The following is an 18725-nucleotide window of genomic DNA, read 5'->3' as shown; positions in this document are numbered from 1 at the left end:
TGAATTGAAAACGAATGATACAAATTAGCAATTGCACTTTCAAGACAAATACTCACTAACACTCAACGGAACAGACCGCCATACGACTTTCGTCGAGCATGCAAGCGACTATCTTTCAAGGAACGGTCTCAAGAGATCGCAGACTTCCCTGTCTAAACGCTTAAACCAGGATCAACCAGGATCAACCAGGATCAACCAGGATCAACCAGGATCAACCAGGAGAAGACCATGCGCACACTGACTGTTGCCGCGTTCGTAAGTCTGGACGGCGTCATGCAGGCGCCCGGCGGGCCTGAAGAGGATTGCAGTGGCGGATTCCGCTTCGGTGGCTGGATCGTGCCCTACGCTGACAAAACCACCGGCCAGGCCGTCATGGACCTGTTCTCACAGCCATTCGAGCTGCTGCTGGGGCGTCGTACCTACGACATCTTCGCCGCCTATTGGCCGAACATTCAGGCCGACTCAACTCACCACACCATCGCCGACCTGTTCAACGCCGTCCCCAAGCATGTGGCCACCCATTGCGCCGACTCGCTGGCCTGGCACAACAGTCATGCGCTGGAGGGCAATCTGGTCGACGCGATCAACGCGCTTAAACGCCAGGACGGTCCCCGGCTACTGACCCAAGGCAGCGGTGATCTGGTGCGGCAACTACTAGCCGCCGGCCTGGTGGACGAGTTGCGGCTGATGATTCATCCCATCCTGCTGGGACGCGGCAAGCGCCTGTTCGACGACAACGCACAAGCGTCGGCCTTCACCCTGGTGAATTCGATCAGCTCACCCGGGGGTGTGCTGATCACCCGCTACACCCGCAGCGGCGAGGTGCGCACAGGTTCGTTCGAAGGCGTGAGGTAGCGATAGCCGGCGCCACCGCCCCGCGCCTCACGCCACCGGCATCAACTTCGCGTAAACCTGCAAGTGGTGATCGTCATCGCCGAACTGGCGCGCCACCATCAGCAGATGCTTGGCATGGTGCGACAGCATGTATTCCCAGGTCAGGCCGATACCGCCGTGCAACTGGATGCTTTGGTCCGCGACAAAGCGGCTGGCGCGGCTGACGATGAACTTGGCCGCTGCCAGGACGCGGCTGCGCTCGTCACTGTCGGCCTGATCCGCCACGCAGGCGGCGAGCAGGGTCATCGAAGTGGCCTGGTCCAGCTCGATGCGCATATCCACCATGCGGTGTTGCAGCACCTGGAACTTGCCGATGGGCTGACCGAACTGCTGCCGCGTTTTCAGGTAATCGAGGGTCAACGCGCACGCCGCTTCCATGCTGCCGACAGCCTCAGCGCATTGCGCGGCGATGCAGCGGCCTTGCTGATAACGCAGCGCTGGCAAGGCCTGCCCCACTTCACCGAGTACCGCAGTGCTTTTGACGAACACGTCCTCAAGGTACAGCTCGCAGGCCATTCGCCCGTCCTGGGTATCGAAGGAGCGTCGACTGACGCCGTTGTCTTGCGGGTCGACCAGGAACAGAGTGATGCCCTTTTCGTCCCGAACACTGCCGCTGGTGCGCGCCGACACCAGAATCAGCCCGGCGCTCTGGCCACCGATAATCACCGACTTGCGGCCACTAAGTTTCCAGCCGCCGCTGACTGGCTCGGCGATGGTCTGAACGTCGTGCAACTGGTAGTGACTCTGCGGCTCATCGAGGGCCACAGCCAGTTGCAGGCTGGCGCTGCCGACTTGCGGCAACAGCGTGTCTTTCTGGGCTGCGCAGCCCAACTGCTCAACCAGGCCGCCAGCGAAAATCACCGAGTGCAGGTAAGGCTCCAGGCACAGCTCCCGGCCCAGTTCGGTCATGATCAGCATGTTCTCCACACCGCTGCCACCATAGCCGCCATAGGCTTCGGCAAAGGGCACGGCGCACAGTCCGAGTTCACCCAGTTGCTGCATGAACGGGCCACTGAAACCCTGCCTGCTCCGGCGGTATTGCTCGCGATGCTCAAAACCGTAAACGTCACGCACCAGGCGCGCGGCGGTTTCCTGCAGCATCAGCTGCTCTTCTGTCAGTTTGAAATCCATGGTCGTGGCGCCTTAGAGTTCGAGGATCATTTTCGCGATGATGTTCTTCTGGATTTCATTGGCGCCGCCATAGATCGAGGCCTTGCGCGCATCCAGGTACTGGTAGGTGGCCGCGCTGCTGTAGTCGGTGTAGAGCAACGGTTCGCTGCCATAACCCAGTTCATCTTCAATGAACGGCAACGCGTACGGCCCCACGGCCTTACTGATCAGGTAGGTAATGGCCTGCCGAATCTCGGTGCCCCTGATCTTCAGGAACGAGCTTTCGGCACCGGGTACATCGCCGTTTTGTGTCGCCGCCAACGTGCGCAGGTTGCTCATTTCGGCCGCCATCAATTGCATGTCGACTTCGGCGATCTGCGCGCGGAACAACGGATCTTCGATCAGCGTTCGACCGTCACGGACTTCCTGGCTGGCAATGCGCTTGAGCCGGGTGAGCAATGCCTTGTTCTGCGCGATCCCGCCGATGCTGGTGCGCTCGTGGGTCAGCAAGTACTTGGCGCAGGTCCAGCCCTCATTCTCTTGCCCCACCAGATTCGCCACCGGCACCCGCACGTTGTCGAAGAACACCTCGTTGACTTCATGCTCGCCGTCGAGGGTGATGATCGGCCGCACCGTGATGCCCGGGGTTTTCATATCGATCAGCAGGAACGAAATGCCGCGTTGCTGACGGGCCTCGGGGTCGGTGCGCACCAGGCAGAACATCCAGTCGGCAAAGTGCGCCAAGGTGGTCCAGGTTTTCTGGCCGTTGACCACGTAGTGATCGCCCTCGCGCACTGCGCGGGTTTTCAACGACGACAAATCAGAACCGGCACCCGGCTCGGAGTAGCCCTGGCACCACCAGTCCTCACTGGAAAGAATTCGGGGAAGGAAGTGTGCTTTCTGCTCGGCGGTGCCGAACTTGATGATCACTGGCGCGACCATTTTCAGGCCGAACGACACCACCTTCGGTGCGCCCGCGGCAAAGCATTCCTCGTCGAAAATATGCTTTTGCACGGCACTCCAGCCGGTACCGCCGAACTCGACCGGCCACCCCGGCGCGAGCCAGCCTTGCCGGTCGAGGATCTGCATCCATTGCACCTGATGCGTTTTGCTCAGGCGTTTGCCCAACGAAATCCGCTCGGACAGTTCGCCAGGCAAATTGTCGCGCAAGAAGGCCCGGACTTCCTGGCGAAAGGCCTGTTCCTGTGGGGAAAATTCAATGTCCATCCATCCACTCCAAAAAGCATTGGGGCTTACCCGCTCCCACAGGGGAACTGCGGTGTTTATTCGAAAACGATCACCGAGCGCGCCAGCTCACCGCGACGCAGTTCATCGAATGCCTCGTTGATCTGGTCCAGGCGGATGCGCTGGGAAATCATCTCGTCGAGCTTGAGCTTGCCGGACATGTAGAAATCCACCAGGCGCGGCATGTCGACCGGGAAGCGGTTGGAGCCCATCAGCGAACCCTGAATGCGCCGTTCGTGGAGCAATTGCAGCGGGTCGAGTTCGATCTTCAGGCCCGGCTTGAGCATGCCGATCACCGTGGCGGTACCGCCACGGGCCAACATGGCGAACGCCTGCTCGGCGGTTTGCTTGAGGCCGATGCATTCGAACGCGTGGTGCACACCGCCACGGGTCAGCTCCATCACCTGCTTGGCGGCATCACCGTCGCGGCCGTTGATCACATCGGTGGCGCCGAACTGCCTGGCCAGCTCCAGCTTCGAGTCGAGCATGTCGATGGCGATGATCCGCCCTGCTCCGGCCAGCGCCGCGCCGTTGATCGCGGCCAGGCCGATACCGCCGCAACCGATCACGGCCACGGTCTCGCCCGGCCGCACCTTGGCGGTGTTGAACACCGCGCCGGTGCCGGTGGTGACCGCGCAACCGAGCAAGGCGGCGCGGTCCAGCGGCATGTCGCGGCGGATCGCCACGCAGGCGTTTTCGTGCACCAGCATCTGCTCGGCGAACCCGGACAGGTTGACGAATTGCGGCATCGGTTTGTGCACGTAGGTCAGGCGCGGCTCTTCGTCCTTACCACGTTTGGTTTCCGGCGACACGCAGCGCGCCAGATGGCCGGTCACGCAGTGATCGCAGTGGCCACAGAACACCGTCAGGCAGGTGACCACATGATCGCCGGGCTTGACCGAACGCACTTCGGAGCCGACCTGCTCGACCACACCGGCGGCTTCATGACCCAACACCATCGGGCCGGGATAGGGAAACGAGCCGTCGATGACGTGCAGGTCCGAGTGGCACACACCCACCGCTTTAGTGCGGATCAACACTTCGCGCGGACCCGGTTTGCTGATGCCCACCTCTTCGATGACCAGCGGGGCTCCAACCTGATGGAATACGGCAGCTTTCATGGCAGTTCTCTCAACAATGATGTGGGGTTCAGGCCGGGTTGGCCGCTGTACGCAAAACGGCCTTGGCATGACTGAAAGTGCGGAAACCGTCGATGCCGTGGTAGGCCCCCATGCCGCTCTGGCCGACGCCGCCGAACGGCAAGCCTTCGGTGCTGGCGTGGCTCATCACACCGTTGAGGGTCACGCCACCGGAGCAGGTGCGGCTGAGTACCTGGGCCTCTTCGACGGCATCGTTGCCGAAGTAGTACAAGGCCAGCGGATGCGGCCGCGCGTTGATCTGGGCGATGACCTCGCTGATGGTTTCGTAAGGTTTGATCGGCAGCAGCGGGCCGAAGATTTCGTCCTGCATGACCTGCAAATCGTCACCGGGGTTGCGCAGCAACGTCGGCACGATCTTGTTCAGTGTCGATTGGCTGAAATCTTCAGCACCGGCATTCAGTTCGATCAGCTCGACACCGGCGGCGCGGGCCTCGCTCAGGTAATCCTGCAAGCGCTCGAAATGCCGGGCGTTGATGATCGAGGTGTAGTCGGGGTTGTCCCTGAGCGTCGGGAAGAACTTCGCCACTACGGCTTTCGCCACGCCGATGAAGGCGTCCACCGACTCTTGCGGGACAAACACGTAGTCCGGTGCCACGCACAACTGGCCGGCGTTGAGCAGCTTGCCGATCACGACCTTGGCCACCGCGTCGTTGAAGTCCGCCGAGCGCGAGATGATCGTCGGCGACTTGCCGCCCAGCTCCAGGGTCACCGGCACCAGGTTCTCCGCCGCCGCCCGCAACACATGTTTGCCGATGCTGGTGGCGCCGGTGAACAGCAGATGGTCGAACGGCTGGCCACAGAACGCCTGGCCGACCTGCGCACCGCCCAGAACCACCGCTACCTCATCTTCTGCGTACACAGAGCGGATCAACCGAGCGATCAACTCAGAGGTATGCGGATTGAATTCCGACGGTTTGATCATCACCCGGTTGCCCGCTGCCAACGCGCCGGCAAGCCCGCTGAACACCATGTAGCCAGGCACGTTCCAGGCCGTGACGATGCCCACGACCCCCAGGGGCTGGAATTGCACCCAGGCTTCACCGGCCCGGGCCTGGCGCTGTTCCGGGCGCATCCATTGCGCCAGTTCGGCTTTGGTCTGCTTGAGCGTCGCCAGTGGCGACAGCACTTCACTGCCCTTGGAGAAACCGGGGCTGCGATGGCCGAAATCGGCGCTCAGGGCCTCGATGATTTCCTGCTCATGATTGACCAGCAAACCGATCGCCCGGTCGAGCAACTCGCAGCGCTCTTCAAGGGTATAGGGTTCGCGGGCCTGAAAGGCCGCGCGTTGTTTTTCCAGGATCGTGCGGATGTCACAGCTCGTCGAACTCTCGATGGCACTCATCACTACCTCTCTTGTTTTTTTCAGGACGCGGCCACGGTCGGGCTGCAATGCACAGGGTCTGGCTGCATGGTTGATCATCGCCGGCGCGACGCCGCCACCCGGATCAGGTGGGTGGCGTCACGTCGATGGATTCAAGCGAGGATGCCCATGGCCTTGGCGCTGTTGATGGCCTGAGTGCGACGGCACGCGCCAAGCTTGACGTTGATGTTCTTGGCGTGGGTTTTCACGGTGTTTTCCGAGATGAACAAGCGGCTGCCCACCTCCCGCACCGACATCCCCTCGGCCAGCAACTTGAGTACCGACACCTCGCGGGGCGTCAGGTCATCCTGGTAATCCGCCACGCCGGTCAGGCGAACCGGTGAAACCTTGTCGTCGTTGGCCGGTTGCTCGTGGGCAGCGATCCGGGCGTTCTGCCGTGCGATCGGCCCTTGGTAACACGCCGCGTGGATCTTGCCCCAATGCATGCGCCGCTCGGCTTCGTGCAAATGCCAGCGGGCCTTTTCCGGGTCACGGCTGCGCGAAGCGATTTCCGACAACAGCAGGTAGGCGTTGAGCACAAAGGGGGCGCAGCAGTCGCGGACCTGCAACAGCCCTGCCTGCACCACCACTTCGGCTTCGTGGGTGTGGCCCTGTTGCAACAGCAACTCGCCTTGCGTGAACAGCAGCCGCCCGAGCAACGGGTAAGGTTGCGCGCCCTTCACGGTCAGTCGGTTGAGCTCGCTTCGCACCAGCGATTGCGCCTGCCCCCATTGCCCCTGAAGCATCAGCAGGCGCGCCCGGTCGACGTTGACCAACACTTCCGACTCATGACTGCCCTGGCGCCGGGCCAGTTCCAGTGAGTGATCCAGCAGCGACTGGGCCTTGACAAGGTCGCCGCCCTCCATCGCGATCCGCGCCAGGATGCAATGACACAACAACACCGACAGCCAATCCTCCGCCGTCAGCTCGTCAAGGGCCGCCCGACAATGCAGGCGCGCCGAATCGGCATGGCCGCGCAATGCCTGCAAGGTGCCGTACAGCGCCTGCCAGTTCACCAGCAGACGCTTATTGCGCCGGGCATCAGGCAACGGCAGAAAATGCCCGAGCCGCGCCAGGCACTCGGCGGCTTCGTCCAGTCGCCCGCTGAACAGCAAGGCCTTGGCGCACAGATAGATCAGGCGCGGGCTGCTGTGCAGCAACTGCGGTTCGATACGCTCACGCCAGTCCATCAGCTTGCTCAGATGACGTTCGCCGAGGATCCAGCTCAGCCACAAGCGCTCCATGTAATTGGCAGCCACCTCCGGCTGATCAGCGCACAACGCCTGCTCCACCGCCTCATCGACATGCCCCAGCACGCTGAGCAACTGACAGGCCCGCAGGCGCAGCCGATTCAACGGTGCTGCGTTCAACTGGTTTTGCAGGGACTGTGCCACGGCGGGCAGCAGGCGATACCAACCGGGCTGTTGCTCGACCGGGAACAGAAATGCCCGGCAGTCCAGCAGGCTGTGAAATACCCGACCACCCTGCTGGCCTTCCCATAACTGCTCGCAGAAGTCCGCGCTGAATCGGGACAAATGCGCGAGCCCACACAGGACCTCGCGCTGTTCCTGGCTCAGCCGCGACAACAGTTCGCGCTCAAGGTATTGGCCGAGCAAGGGTGAGGACTGTGCCTGTTCCAGAGAAAGCGACAGGCGAATACCGGCGCACCACCCGCCTGTCTCATGCCAGAGTTTTTCTCTGGCCGCTGCATCGGTGTGCGGCGCTAGGGCATCGATCAGCGATTCGAACTCATCGGGGTGCAGGGCCAGCTGCCCGGTGCCCAGCTCCTGCAACTGCCCGGTCAGCATCAAGCGCGGCAGATTCCAGTCTGGGCGCTGGCGGCAGGTGACCAACACTTGCAGTCGTGGGGTTTTGAGGGACAGGAGTTGGTCGAACCAGTGGTTCAGGTCTGCGGGCATATCGACGGGAAGATCGTCGAATACCAGGTGGATTGGGGCTACCTCAAGAGCCTCATCGCGAGCACACTCGCTCCTACAGTTAACCGCGTTCCCCTGTAGGAGCGAGCCTGCTCGCGATAGCAATAGCTCAGGCACCACAGCTCTTGAATCGAAAAACGCCAATACCGCATCCGGCGCAGTATCAGCCGCCAACCCCAATTCACCCGCCAATCCTGAAATGAAGTGCTCCAGCGTCCGCGGCCGTGCGCCCAAAGACATCCAGACCACTTGCCCCGGCGGCGCAACGCCCTGCAAATACTGCTGCAACAATGACGTCTTGCCATATCCGGCAGGCGCGCAAAGCAGTTGCAAGCGGCACTGCTTGCCCTCAAGTGCATCGATCAGATGCAGCCGTGGCACAAACATGGCGGACCTCGCTGATGGGAAGTGGACTCCATCATTGAGCCGGACACCGGTTTGCGCGCCACCCGCATCAGGTGGGTGCAAGGCCCGCAATGTACAACGCCCTGCGAACAGGGCGTTGCTTGAGGCAGCGGCGAACGGTCAGCGAATGCCGTCGTTGCGCAGCGCAGCCGGGGTGAAGTCGGTCATCTTCGCGGTCAAGCCATAGGTGGTGGCATGCCTGGACTGGTTGGTCATGGCCAGCACGTTGTAGCGGCCGGCGATCAGGTCGTAGATGCCGAGCATCGCGAAGTTCGGCGCGCCACGCTCGTAATCGTTGATCGCATAACCTTCCGCCACCCGCCACAGCTGGCCACGACCGTCGTAGTGATCGACCTCGGCCAGTTGCCAGGTGTCCTCGTCAAAGTACATGTCACGTTTGGCATACACGTGACGCTGACCGGGCTTGAGCGTGGCCTGCACGTGCCAGACGCGGTGCAATTCGTAGCGCGTCAGGTCCTGGTTGATATGCCCCGGCTTGATGATGTCGTCGTACTTGACCTTCGGCGACTGCAACTTGTAGTTGTTGTACGGAATGTACAGCTCCTGTTTGCCCACCAACTTCCAGTCATAACGATCCGGAGCACCATTCATCATGTCGGTGTTGTCGGCGGTGCGCATGCCGTCGGAGCCGTTGCCCGGGCCGTCGTAAGCCACTTGCGGTGCACGCCGTACGCGGCGCTGGCCGGCGTTGTAGACCCACGCCAGGCGCGGTTCCTTGACCTGGTCGATGGTCTCGTGGATCAGGATCACGCTGCCGGCCATGCGCGACGGCGCGGTGATTTCCTGTTTGTAGTAGTACAGGACGTTATCGGCCTGCCCGGCATCGACGCCCTCCATCAATTGCGGGAAGGCCAGTTTGTCTTCGTATTCGACGATGGAATAGGAACCGTTGGTTTGCGGAGCCGCCTGGGCCGCTATACGTTCCATGTTGCCGCCGCGATAACGGTTGGTGTGGTTCCAGTAGACTTCCACGCCGTTCTTTGGAATCGGGAACGGGTAGTAGCGAGTCTGGGTGAAGTTCACCAAGCCGTTGCCATCGGGCGTCAGCTCGGTGGTCACCGCACTCTTTTTCGCGATGTCATAGACGTTCTGCGGTGACGCCGCGGTGCGCTGGGTCTTGTACACCGGGATCTTGTAGCTGTCCGGATAGCGCTTGAACATCGCCAGCTGGCCCGGGGTCAGCTTGTCCTTGTACTGGTCGACGTTGGCTGCCGTGATCACGAACAGCGGTTTTTCACCGGCAAACGGGTCGCCGAGAAAACCATTGTCGAGTGCCGCCGCACCGGGTTTGAGGCCACCGGCCCAGGCCGGAATGCTGCCGTTGGCATTGCCCTCTTTCTGCGCCCCCAACGGCGTCAGCGTAGTCCCCAGTTGCGCCGCCTCCTGCGGGGAGACCGCGGCCATCACACCGCTGGCCAGCAACGACAGACTCAGTGCGCCAGCGCGCAGAATTAAACGTGCGTTCATGTTCAGTTTCCTCTGGCAGGGTTGCATCAGAAATTCACGCCGAAGCTCAGCGCGGCGTAGTCGCGGTCGACGTTGGTATTGAAATCGCCACCGAAGTAGTTGGTGTAACTCAGGCTGGCGGTGTAGGTGTTCTGGTAGTCGGCGTCGACACCGAGGCTCACGGCCTTGGAGCCTTCATCGAAGTTCGGGCCGTAACCCTGCACGTCGTGGGACCAGGCGATGTTCGGCGACAGGTTGATACCGGCGACCACGTTCGGGTAATCGAGCTTGCCGCGCAGGCGATAACCCCAGCTGCTGCTAGTGTAGAAGCCATCGTTGTTGCACTCCTGCGCCGGGTTGCTGGCGTTGGGCAGGCCCGCTGCGGTCCCACGGCAAGTAGCCGCCCCCGCTGCGCCCGGCAGTTCGCCGGAACCGAAGGCCGGGCTGCGACCGAAGCGCAGATCCGTACCGTCCGCCTTGCCCAGGCCGTTGATCTTGTTGTAACCCACCTCGCCCACCAGGGTCAGGCGACTGGCGCCGAAGACTTGATCGAAGAACTGCGTGGCGGTCACCTGCGCCTGGGTCACCGGCATGCGCTTGTAGCCGTTGACCTCGGCCCCCAAGGTACGTCCGGCGAAACCGGTGGTGATCAGCGGCGATGTGGCGCCGAAGGTCGCGGCGGACAACAGGTCGGCGGTGTTCAGTTGCAGCGGCATGTTTGGCCGGTAGCTGAGTTCGCCACCGAGCGATACGCCGGCGACATTGGTCTGGAAGCTCAAGCCATACAGACGAATGTCTTCCGGATAATCGATGAAGTAACGCGCACTGCGCGCCGAGGCCACGCCACCGGCCGGGTTGCTCATCTGATTGATGCTCAGGAGCGGGTTGCGGCTGTGGTAGTTCATCGCATAGGCGCCGAACTCGGTGTCGTTGGCTTCCGGCACATACCAGCGCAGCGCCAGGCCATACTGGCCACCGTCGCGGGCATCATTGTCCTTCAGGCGCGGGATGAACGCGTCGTCGGTGCCGGCAGCAATGGCAGCCAGACCGCCGGTGTTCTTCGCGACACCCGGTGGCAGGTCGAGACCGGCGATCACCAGGCGGTCGTCACAGCCTTGTGGCACGCCGTCATTGCCGAAGAACGTGCCACAGTTATCGACCACCGACTTGTCCCATTGCAGCTGGTAAAACCCTTCGGCGGTGATGTTGTCGGCCAGGCCCTGGGACACATAGAGCAGGTTGACCGGGATCAGGCCCTCCTTCACTTCCGCACCCGGGCGACGCAAGGCGGCGACGTCGATCGGGTTGATGCTGTTGATCGAGTTACCGATGAAAGTGCTCTCGCCCCAGCTCACCACTTGCTTACCCAGGCGCACGTTGCCGACCTGATCGCCAATCGAATAGTTGTGGTAGACGAAGCTGTCGAGGAACATTGCGCCGGACGACTTGGCCGCACGGTCACGTCCCGAGTCATCGATGTCATAGAACGGACGGCTCTCGTCCATCAGCTCGAAGTCGTACCAGTACTTGCCGCGCACGAAGGCGCCGCTGTCGCCGTACTTGAGCTCCAGGTCATGCACGCCCTTGAAGATCTTCGAGAAGGTTTCACCTTTCTTGAAGTTCAGGCGGTTGTCGTCGGTGGTCCGGGACGCGGACTTGCCACCGGTGACACCCTGGGAGTTGAAGTTGGAAATGAATTGCTTGTCCGGATCAGCTGCCGACCAGCTCGCGCCAATCGACAGCGACGAATCGAAATTGCCCTGAATTTCCCCGATATTGAAAGCGACAGCGTGAGCCTCATTGCTCGCGCAAGTGGCAACCATCACAGCGACGGCCAGCAGACTCGGCTGGAAGACTCCGCGCATTGTTTTTGTTGTCATGCGGTTTCTCCGGTTAAGGATTAAGTGTTGGAGCGCCCATGCTAGCGGCGCTCCGTTGGGGGTCTCACACCCGAACGGGTGATTTGAAACAGCGTTATTGATGGGGTTTTGTGCCGCGTAACAACCCGGTTTGAACAACGCTCACCGTGCGTTACGCTCGGTGACACTCACCCGGTAAAAGTCGGTGTTCGCTTGTCGATAAACGCCGCCACGGCTTCGCGGTGATCGGCGGTCTGGTGCGACAGCACCTGGAACGTCGCCGACATTTCCAGCAGCGTGTCGAGTCGGGTGTGCAAGGCCTCGCGCAACAAACGCTTGGCCAGGCGCACGGCGTGAGGCGGGTTGGAGGCAATCGACGCGGCGATGTCCCGCGCCGTATCCAGCAACTGTTCGGCGGGAACAACCCGGGACACCAGGTTCCATTGCTCGGCCTGGCGAGCGTCGATCATTTGCCCGGTCAGGGTCAGTTCGGTAGCGCGGGACAAACCGATGATGCGTGGCAACAACCAGGCACCGCCGTCGCCAGGGATGATCCCCAGCTTGACGAAGCTCTCGGCAAACTTCGCGTGCTCCGACGCCACGCGGATGTCGCACATGCACGCCAGATCCAGCCCCGCGCCGATGGCCGCGCCATTGACCGCGGCAATCACCGGTACTTCCAGATTGAACAATGCCAAGGGCAAGCGCTGAATGCCGGTGCGATATTCCTGACGCAATTGCATGCCCGACATCTGCGCGTAGCGATCCATGTCGCGCACGTTGCCACCGGAGCAGAACGCCGTGCCGGCGCCGGTGATGATCACTGCACGCACACTGCTGTCGCGTTCGATTCGCTCAATGGCTTCGAGGAATTCCGGCACCGCGCTGTTGCCGGTCAGCGGGTTGCGTCGCTCGGGGTCATTCATCGTCAGGGTGACGACATGACCTTCCTGTTCGTATTTCAAAAACGCGCTCATGAATGATCCTCAGGCCGATGGGGACAGGGTGACGTGACGCACGAAATGGCTGGCGCAGGTATCCGGTTGTTCGAGAAAGGCCTGGCCGACGATGCCGTTCCACCAGGTTTCCGAGCCGTCGCTGATGCGCCACTCGTGCAGGCGCCGGGTGAACAATTGCAAGTCCAGTTCTTCGGTCACGCCGATGGCGCCGAACAGTGCGTGGGCGATGGCAGTGACTTGAGGCACGGCCATGCTGGTCCGCGCTTTGGCAATGGCCGTCGCCATCAGGTCCGGCACCTGCAAATCGCCGGCAAACGCCAGTTCAGCGGCGATGCGCGCGGCGGCCACTTGCTCGGCCATCACGCTGAGTTGATGCTGCACGGCCTGGAATTTTCCGATGGCCTTGCCGAACTGCATCCGGTCGTTGCAGTACTCCAGCGTCATGGCGAGAACCTGCTCCATGGCCCCGGCGATGGTGGCGGCGTGAATGGCGGCGTTAAACACTCGTACTTCTTCGCCGTTATGGCCGATTGCGCTGCCGAGTGAATACTGCGGCCAGTACAAGGTGGCGCATTGACTGCCGTGAACGCCCGTGGACTCGCGCCGGGCGAGCCTGCAATCGAGCAGCAGCAACTCGCCGTCCAGGTTGACCAGGGCGAAATCAGCCAACAAACCAAACGCCACGCGCGGCACGCATAACAGGCCATCGGGCTGGCGACAGGCTGTGCCGACCAGGGTCACCATGCCGGTCGGTGGTGTGATCGGGCAGTCACGCAGCAGCGCGCGGGCGGCAATGCTTTGCGCCGCCGGGACCGGCAGCGCGCAGCGACCGAAGGCGACAAAAACCGGCAGCAGTGCATTCAGCGCAAGTCCCGCGCCACCGGCGACTTCTGGCGTCAGCAATTCGAGAAAGCCGCTGTCTTCCAGGGCACTCCACAGCGTTGCGGCGCTGTCTCCGCCCTCCACAGCACGGACCAGTGCCGGCGTGCAAAAGTCGCTGAGGATCTTTTCAATGGCTTCAGTGAACATGAAGTTTTTCCTATTCGAGGTGCATCAGCGCAGGCCAAGGCCGCGGGCGATCATGCCGCGCAGGATTTCCCGGGTGCCGCCGCGCAACGAGAAAGTCGGCGCGACCTGGTTCAGGTAGGCGACCGTGCGGTACAGCTCCTCATCGACGGGTACATCCGGATGGGCGCTGATCGCCAAGGCGATCGCTGACGGGATCGCCTGTTCGAATTCAGTGCCGATGTCCTTGACCAGCGCGGCTTCCACCACCGGGCTTTCGCCCCGGGCGAGCAATGCAGTCAGCGCCAGCGAGAGATTGCGCAGACAGGTCAACTGCGTGAGGAAACTGCCGAGCAACGCGGATTCCTGTGCAGTGGCACCGTGACGGCGCAAGGTGTCGGCCCACAGATCGAGCAACACCACGCTGGAGTAGAAGCGTTCCGGCCCGCTGCGCTCGAACGCGAGTTCGGCATTGACCTGCTTCCAGCCGCTGCCCTCCTCGCCCACCAACGCGTCTTCGCCGAGCAAGACGTCGTCAAAGGCCACTTCGGAGAAATGCGCGTCGCCGGCCAGGTCGACAATGGGACGCACGCTGATGCCTGGCTGCCTGAGGTCGATGATGAATTGCGACAGCCCGTTGTGACGGTCCTCGGGCGAACCGCTGGTGCGCACCAGGGCGATCATGTAGTCGGCATGATGAGCATTGGTGGTCCAGATCTTGCGCCCGCTCAGACGCCAACCTTCAGGGCAACGGGTGGCGCGGCTGCGCACGCTGGCCAGATCAGACCCCGAGTTCGGTTCGCTCATGCCGATACAGAAAAACGCCTTGCCGGCGCAGATGCGCGGCAGGAAAAAATCCTTCTGCGCATCGTTGCCGAACTTCAGGATCAACGGCCCGCTCTGGCGGTCGGCGATCCAGTGCGCCGCCACCGGAGCACCGGCCGACAGCAGTTCCTCGACCAGTACGAAGCGACTGAATGCATCCAGCCCGGCACCGCCATAAGCGGCCGGCAAGGTCAGGCCGACCCAGCCACGGTGCGCGAGCTGGCGACTGAAACCGGCGTCAAAACCGGTCCAGCTACGGGCCCGTACATCCGCCGGGACGCTCGGCAGATGCTCGGCCAGAAATTCTTTGACCTCGGTACGAAAGGCCTCGGCGTGTGGCGGCAGCGCGGTCAGGCGAAAGGCGTCGAGCAAGCTGCTCACTGGGCACCCCCACTGACTTTGCCGTACAGCGTCACCACGCATGCACCACCCAGACCGAGGTTATGGGCCATGGCCAGACGCGCGCCGTCGACCTGACGCTGATCGGCGTTGCCGCGCAATTGTCGGGTCAGCTCGTAACACTGCGCCAGACCGGTCGCGCCCAACGGGTGACCCTTGGAAAGCAGGCCACCCGACGGGTTGATGACGATCTGCCCGCCGTAGGTGTTGTCGCCGTCCATGACGAACTTCTCGGCCCCGCCCTCAGGGCAGAAACCCAGCGACTCGTAGCAGATCACTTCGTTCTGGGCGAAGCAGTCATGCAGTTCGCACACGTCGATGTCCTGCGGGCCGACACCGGCCTTCTCGTAGACCTGGCCCACCGCAGCGTGGGTCATGTGGGTACCGACCCAATCGAGCATCGATGGTTTTTCGAAATTGAAGGATTCCGGGGTGTCGGTGGTCATCGCCTGGGCGACGATTTCCACGTCGCGGCGCAGGCCATGCTTTTTCGCAAAGCGCTCGGACACCAGGATCGCCGCGGCACCACCGCAGGTTGGCGGGCAGGCCATCAGGCGGGTCATGACGCCTGGCAGAATCACCGGGTCGTTCATCACGTCTTCGACGCTGAGCACCTTGCGAAACAATGCGAGTGGGTTGTTGGCGGCATGACGGCTGGCCTTGGCGCGCACGGCGGCGAAGGTTTCCATTTTGGTGCCGTATTTGTGCATGTACTCGCGCCCGGCACCACCGAAGGTCCGGATGGCCTGGGGCATGCCATCCATATCGGCGGTGAGACCGCACAGGATCGGCAGGAAGCGCTCGCGGGTTGGTGGGCGGTCGTCCCAGTGGGATTTCAATGCGCCGGCCTGCATCTGCTCGAACCCCACCGCCAATACGCAATCGGCCGAACCGGACTCGATGGCCTTGCGCGCCAGGAACAGCGCGGTGGAACCGGTGGAGCAGTTGTTGTTGACGTTGACCACAGGAATCCCGGTCATGCCCACTTCGTACAGCACGGTCTGGCCGCAGGTGGAGTCGCCGTAGACATAACCGGCATAGGCTTCTTGCACCAGTTTGTAGTCGATGCCCGCATCAGCCAGGGCCAGGCGTATCGCTTCGGAGCCCATCTGCACATAGGTCGGGCTTTCGCTGGGCTTGCGGAACGGGATCATGCCGACGCCGGCAACCAGGACTTTTTCGCTCATGGTGTCACCTGAAAATGAGGGGGAAGGATCACAACTGGCGAGCGATCAGCTCACGCAGCACTTCACTGGTGCCACCAAAGATGCGCGTCACGCGCATGTCGACGAAGGCACGGGCAATCGGGTACTCGAGCATGTAGCCGTAGCCGCCGTGCAGCTGGACCATGTCGTCGATGCACTGCCAAAGCGTCTCGGTGGCGTACAGTTTGGCGATGGCCGACTCCTGCACGGTCAGGCGACGGCGCATGTGTTCGGCGATGTAGTGGTCGATGGTCAGGCGCACGGCGGTGGCCTTGGCCTTGATGTCGGCCAGCTTGAATTTGCTGTTCTGGAAGTCCCACACGGTCTGGTTGAAGGCCTTGCGGTCCTTGACGTACTCGACGGTCTGCTCCAGCAGGCGTTCGAGTTTGGCGGCGCAGTACAGGGCGATCACCAGGCGCTCTTGCGGCAACTCCTCCATCAAGTGCATGAAGCCTTTGTTTTCTTCACCGAGCAGGTTGCCCACCGGCACACGGACGTCGTCGAAGAACAACTCGGCGGTGTCGGCAGCGTGCTGGCCGACCTTCTCCAGCTTGCGGCCACGACGGAAACCCTCGCGATTGCACTCGACCATGATCAGGCTGCAACCTTTGGCGCCCGCACTCGGGTCGGTCTTGCACACCACCACGACCATGTCGCAAGTCAGGCCGTTGCTGATGAAGGTCTTGCTGCCGTTGATCACCCACTCGTCACCGTCACGCACGGCGGTGGTGCGAATGGCCTTGAGGTCGGAGCCGGTGCCCGGTTCGGTCATGGCCACCGCCAGCACGGTTTCGCCGGAGCAGATTTTCGGCAGCCATTTCTGCTTCTGCTCTTCGGTGCCCAGGCGCACGATATAGGGGGCGACGATGTCCGAATGCACGCCCAGGCTCCAGCCCGAAACGCCGGCGCGGTACAGCTCTTCGATCAGCACCGCCGAGTGGCCGAAGTCGCCGCCGCCACCGCCGTACTCGGTGGGGACGGTGAGGCACAACAGGTTGTGGCGCCCGGCCTTGAGCCAGGTTTCCCGGTCGACCTGCCCGGCCTCGTCCCACTGCGCCTGCTTGGGCAGGCATTCACGCTCGAAGAAACGCCGCGCGGTTTCACGCAGCATTTCGTGGTCTTCACGGTAGACGGTACGGTTGATGTGCATCGGGATCTCCAGTGGGTTGCCAGGCAGGCATGCGCCTGGTTCGTGGGTCCACTGTATTGGCGGGAGGTGGGTGATGAAGCCACCCGGATCGGGTAGCGGAATGCCGCCCCCTGTGGGAGCGAGCTTGCTCGCGATGGTGACGGCACATTCAATATTGACGGTGCCTGACACTCCGCTATCGCGAGCAAGCTCGCTCCCACAGGTTTTTGTGGTGTGGTTACTTGCGCAGTTCGCGCTTAAGGACTTTGCCCGCCGCCGACAGCGGCAGCTCGTCGCGGAACTCCACGGTCTTGGGGCACTTGTAGCCGGCGATGAACTCGCGGCAGAACAGCCGCAATTGCACCTCATCGACCTGGACACCGGGCTTGCACACCACCACCGCGTGCACCGCCTCGCCCCACTGTTCATGGAGAATGCCGATCACCGCGCACATCGCCACGGCCGGGTGTCGTGCCAGTATGTTTTCGACTTCCGCCGAGTAAACGTTTTCCCCACCGCTGACGATCATGTCCTTCAAGCGGTCGACGATGAACAGGTAGCCCTGCTCATCCATCCACGCCGCGTCGCCGGTGTACAACCAACCGTCGCGCAACGCCCTGGCGGTTTCCTCGGGCTTGTTCCAGTAGCCCTGCATGATGTTCGGCCCGCGCACGATGATCTCGCCCACCGTGCCACGGGGAACCTCCTGGCCCTGGGGGTCGACAATCTTCACGTTGACGCCCAGGCCGCCACGCCCCACCGAGCGCGACAAACCGCTGATGCGCGCCTCTGGCGTGTGATTGCACGGCAGATTGCTGGACACCACCGGGCAGGCCTCGGTCAGTCCGTAGGAGTGGGACAATTCGATGTCCGGCAGTCTGGCCAGCACTTGCTCGACCATATCCCCGGCGCTGGGTGAAGCGCCGTAGGTCAGGCGTTTCAGGCTGCCCAGGTCATACTTGTCAAAGTCTGGATGAGCCAACAGCGCAAGGATCATGGTCGGCACCAGCAATGTCTCGGTGACCCGTTCGCGCTCAATCATCTGCAAGGCCTGCAACGGGTCGAAGCTCGACACCAGCGCATGGCTTTCACCGGCCAGAAACTGAATCAGTGCACGGGCCATGCCGGCGACATGGAACAGCGGTGCAACATGCATCAGCAGGCCGCCGTGGATCGGCGGCATGTCCACCATGCGTGGCATGCACGCCGACCACAGGTTCAGGTGCGACTGCATGACACCCTTGGGAAACCCGGTGGTGCCGCCGGTGTACATGATGCAGGCAAGGTCTTCACCGCCCCGCCCGGCGTCTTGCACTGGCGCAGTCTGGGCAATCAATTGCTCGAAACCCGACATGCCGGCCGGCACGTCACCGTCACCCGCATAAATCAACAGCGGCGCACGACGGGCCCTGGCACAAATGCCTTCGGCCAGCGCAGTGAAGTGCTCATCGACGATGAGGATGCCAGTACTGCAATCGTCCAGCGAATAGACGATTTCCGGCACGCTCCAGCGGATGTTCACCGGATTGAGCACCCCGCCGCCCCACCACACGCCCATGATGTATTCCAGGTAGCGGTCGGAGTTCAGCGCCAGCATGCCAACCCGGTCACCGGCCGCCATGCCGAGATTCTGCAAGGCGCCCGCCAGGCGAGCGACCCGTTCGCCAAATTCACGGTAGGTGTGGCGACGCTCGCCACAGATAGTCGCGATGTGGTCCGGGTTCTGTTGCAGCGTGCGTTGCAGGCATTGAGTCATGTACATGCTG

14 protein-coding genes are annotated in these 18725 nt (G+C 62.2%); 1 reads left to right on the top strand and 13 read right to left on the bottom strand.

Annotated features, from left to right (window positions below; all coding sequences use genetic code 11):
* Positions 1–228: 228 nt before the first annotated feature.
* Entirely contained in the window at positions 229–855 is a 627-nt protein-coding gene (locus AC3ITA_RS11365; RefSeq protein ID WP_489280316.1) for a dihydrofolate reductase family protein, read from the top strand.
* A 27-nt stretch (positions 856–882) separates the two neighbouring features.
* On the opposite strand, the gene AC3ITA_RS11360 is transcribed toward AC3ITA_RS11365, so the two are convergent.
* The 13 genes from AC3ITA_RS11360 to AC3ITA_RS11300 form a co-directional block, all read right to left on the bottom strand.
* Positions 883–2025 (bottom strand): acyl-CoA dehydrogenase family protein, encoded by a 1143-nt coding sequence (locus tag AC3ITA_RS11360; protein ID WP_489280315.1) that lies wholly within the window; start codon positions 2023–2025, stop codon positions 883–885.
* A gap of 12 nt (positions 2026–2037) precedes the next feature.
* The gene (locus AC3ITA_RS11355) at positions 2038–3231 is read right to left on the bottom strand and encodes an acyl-CoA dehydrogenase family protein (RefSeq protein WP_095941732.1); all 1194 of its coding nucleotides are present in this window, start codon (positions 3229–3231) and stop codon (positions 2038–2040) included.
* 56 nt (positions 3232–3287) lie between these two features.
* Complete coding sequence (locus AC3ITA_RS11350) at positions 3288–4370, bottom strand: Zn-dependent alcohol dehydrogenase (protein WP_046040422.1); 1083 nt, start codon at positions 4368–4370, stop codon at positions 3288–3290.
* A gap of 28 nt (positions 4371–4398) precedes the next feature.
* Positions 4399–5829 (bottom strand): coniferyl aldehyde dehydrogenase, encoded by a 1431-nt coding sequence (locus AC3ITA_RS11345; protein ID WP_256588917.1) that lies wholly within the window; start codon positions 5827–5829, stop codon positions 4399–4401.
* 53 nt (positions 5830–5882) lie between these two features.
* Positions 5883–8093: a helix-turn-helix transcriptional regulator gene (locus AC3ITA_RS11340; protein ID WP_489280313.1), complete on the bottom strand. Its 2211-nt coding sequence runs from the start codon at positions 8091–8093 to the stop codon at positions 5883–5885.
* A gap of 138 nt (positions 8094–8231) precedes the next feature.
* Entirely contained in the window at positions 8232–9599 is a 1368-nt protein-coding gene (locus AC3ITA_RS11335) for a DUF1329 domain-containing protein (RefSeq protein ID WP_489280312.1), read from the bottom strand.
* Positions 9600–9625: 26 nt separating this feature from the next.
* On the bottom strand, positions 9626–11458 hold the full coding sequence (locus AC3ITA_RS11330; RefSeq protein ID WP_489280311.1) for a DUF1302 domain-containing protein: 1833 nt from the start codon (positions 11456–11458) through the stop codon (positions 9626–9628).
* Between the two features lie 167 nt (positions 11459–11625).
* Positions 11626–12414 (bottom strand): crotonase/enoyl-CoA hydratase family protein, encoded by a 789-nt coding sequence (locus AC3ITA_RS11325; protein ID WP_095941727.1) that lies wholly within the window; start codon positions 12412–12414, stop codon positions 11626–11628.
* Positions 12415–12423: 9 nt separating this feature from the next.
* Positions 12424–13425: an acyl-CoA dehydrogenase family protein gene (locus AC3ITA_RS11320; protein WP_489280309.1), complete on the bottom strand. Its 1002-nt coding sequence runs from the start codon at positions 13423–13425 to the stop codon at positions 12424–12426.
* Positions 13426–13449: 24 nt separating this feature from the next.
* Complete coding sequence (locus AC3ITA_RS11315; protein ID WP_150673839.1) at positions 13450–14607, bottom strand: acyl-CoA dehydrogenase family protein; 1158 nt, start codon at positions 14605–14607, stop codon at positions 13450–13452.
* On the bottom strand, positions 14604–15812 hold the full coding sequence (locus tag AC3ITA_RS11310) for a lipid-transfer protein (protein WP_150673840.1): 1209 nt from the start codon (positions 15810–15812) through the stop codon (positions 14604–14606). Before AC3ITA_RS11310 ends, AC3ITA_RS11315 begins: the two co-directional genes overlap by 4 nt.
* A 28-nt stretch (positions 15813–15840) precedes the next feature.
* The gene (locus AC3ITA_RS11305) at positions 15841–16980 is read right to left on the bottom strand and encodes an acyl-CoA dehydrogenase family protein (protein WP_095941723.1); all 1140 of its coding nucleotides are present in this window, start codon (positions 16978–16980) and stop codon (positions 15841–15843) included.
* A gap of 217 nt (positions 16981–17197) precedes the next feature.
* Positions 17198–18721: an acyl-CoA synthetase gene (locus tag AC3ITA_RS11300; protein WP_150673841.1), complete on the bottom strand. Its 1524-nt coding sequence runs from the start codon at positions 18719–18721 to the stop codon at positions 17198–17200.
* Between the last annotated feature and the right edge of the window lie 4 nt (positions 18722–18725).

The organism is Pseudomonas sp. GL_090, from assembly GCF_057837765.1.
Note: the sequence above shows the minus strand (reverse complement) of the source record. Positions and strands in the feature narration are given on the sequence as shown.

Bases quoted from the DNA above. Each gene is read 5' to 3' on its own strand.
- AC3ITA_RS11365 (WP_489280316.1), top strand. From the start codon at position 229: ATGCGCACACTGACTGTTGCCGCGTTCGTAAGTCTGGACGGCGTCATG.
- AC3ITA_RS11360 (WP_489280315.1), bottom strand. From the start codon at position 2,025: ATGGATTTCAAACTGACAGAAGAGCAGCTGATGCTGCAGGAAACCGCC.
- AC3ITA_RS11355 (WP_095941732.1), bottom strand. From the start codon at position 3,231: ATGGACATTGAATTTTCCCCACAGGAACAGGCCTTTCGCCAGGAAGTC.
- AC3ITA_RS11350 (WP_046040422.1), bottom strand. From the start codon at position 4,370: ATGAAAGCTGCCGTATTCCATCAGGTTGGAGCCCCGCTGGTCATCGAA.
- AC3ITA_RS11345 (WP_256588917.1), bottom strand. From the start codon at position 5,829: ATGATCAACCATGCAGCCAGACCCTGTGCATTGCAGCCCGACCGTGGC.
- AC3ITA_RS11340 (WP_489280313.1), bottom strand. From the start codon at position 8,093: ATGTTTGTGCCACGGCTGCATCTGATCGATGCACTTGAGGGCAAGCAG.
- AC3ITA_RS11335 (WP_489280312.1), bottom strand. From the start codon at position 9,599: ATGAACGCACGTTTAATTCTGCGCGCTGGCGCACTGAGTCTGTCGTTG.
- AC3ITA_RS11330 (WP_489280311.1), bottom strand. From the start codon at position 11,458: ATGACAACAAAAACAATGCGCGGAGTCTTCCAGCCGAGTCTGCTGGCC.
- AC3ITA_RS11325 (WP_095941727.1), bottom strand. From the start codon at position 12,414: ATGAGCGCGTTTTTGAAATACGAACAGGAAGGTCATGTCGTCACCCTG.
- AC3ITA_RS11320 (WP_489280309.1), bottom strand. From the start codon at position 13,425: ATGTTCACTGAAGCCATTGAAAAGATCCTCAGCGACTTTTGCACGCCG.
- AC3ITA_RS11310 (WP_150673840.1), bottom strand. From the start codon at position 15,812: ATGAGCGAAAAAGTCCTGGTTGCCGGCGTCGGCATGATCCCGTTCCGC.
- AC3ITA_RS11305 (WP_095941723.1), bottom strand. From the start codon at position 16,980: ATGCACATCAACCGTACCGTCTACCGTGAAGACCACGAAATGCTGCGT.
- AC3ITA_RS11300 (WP_150673841.1), bottom strand. From the start codon at position 18,721: ATGTACATGACTCAATGCCTGCAACGCACGCTGCAACAGAACCCGGAC.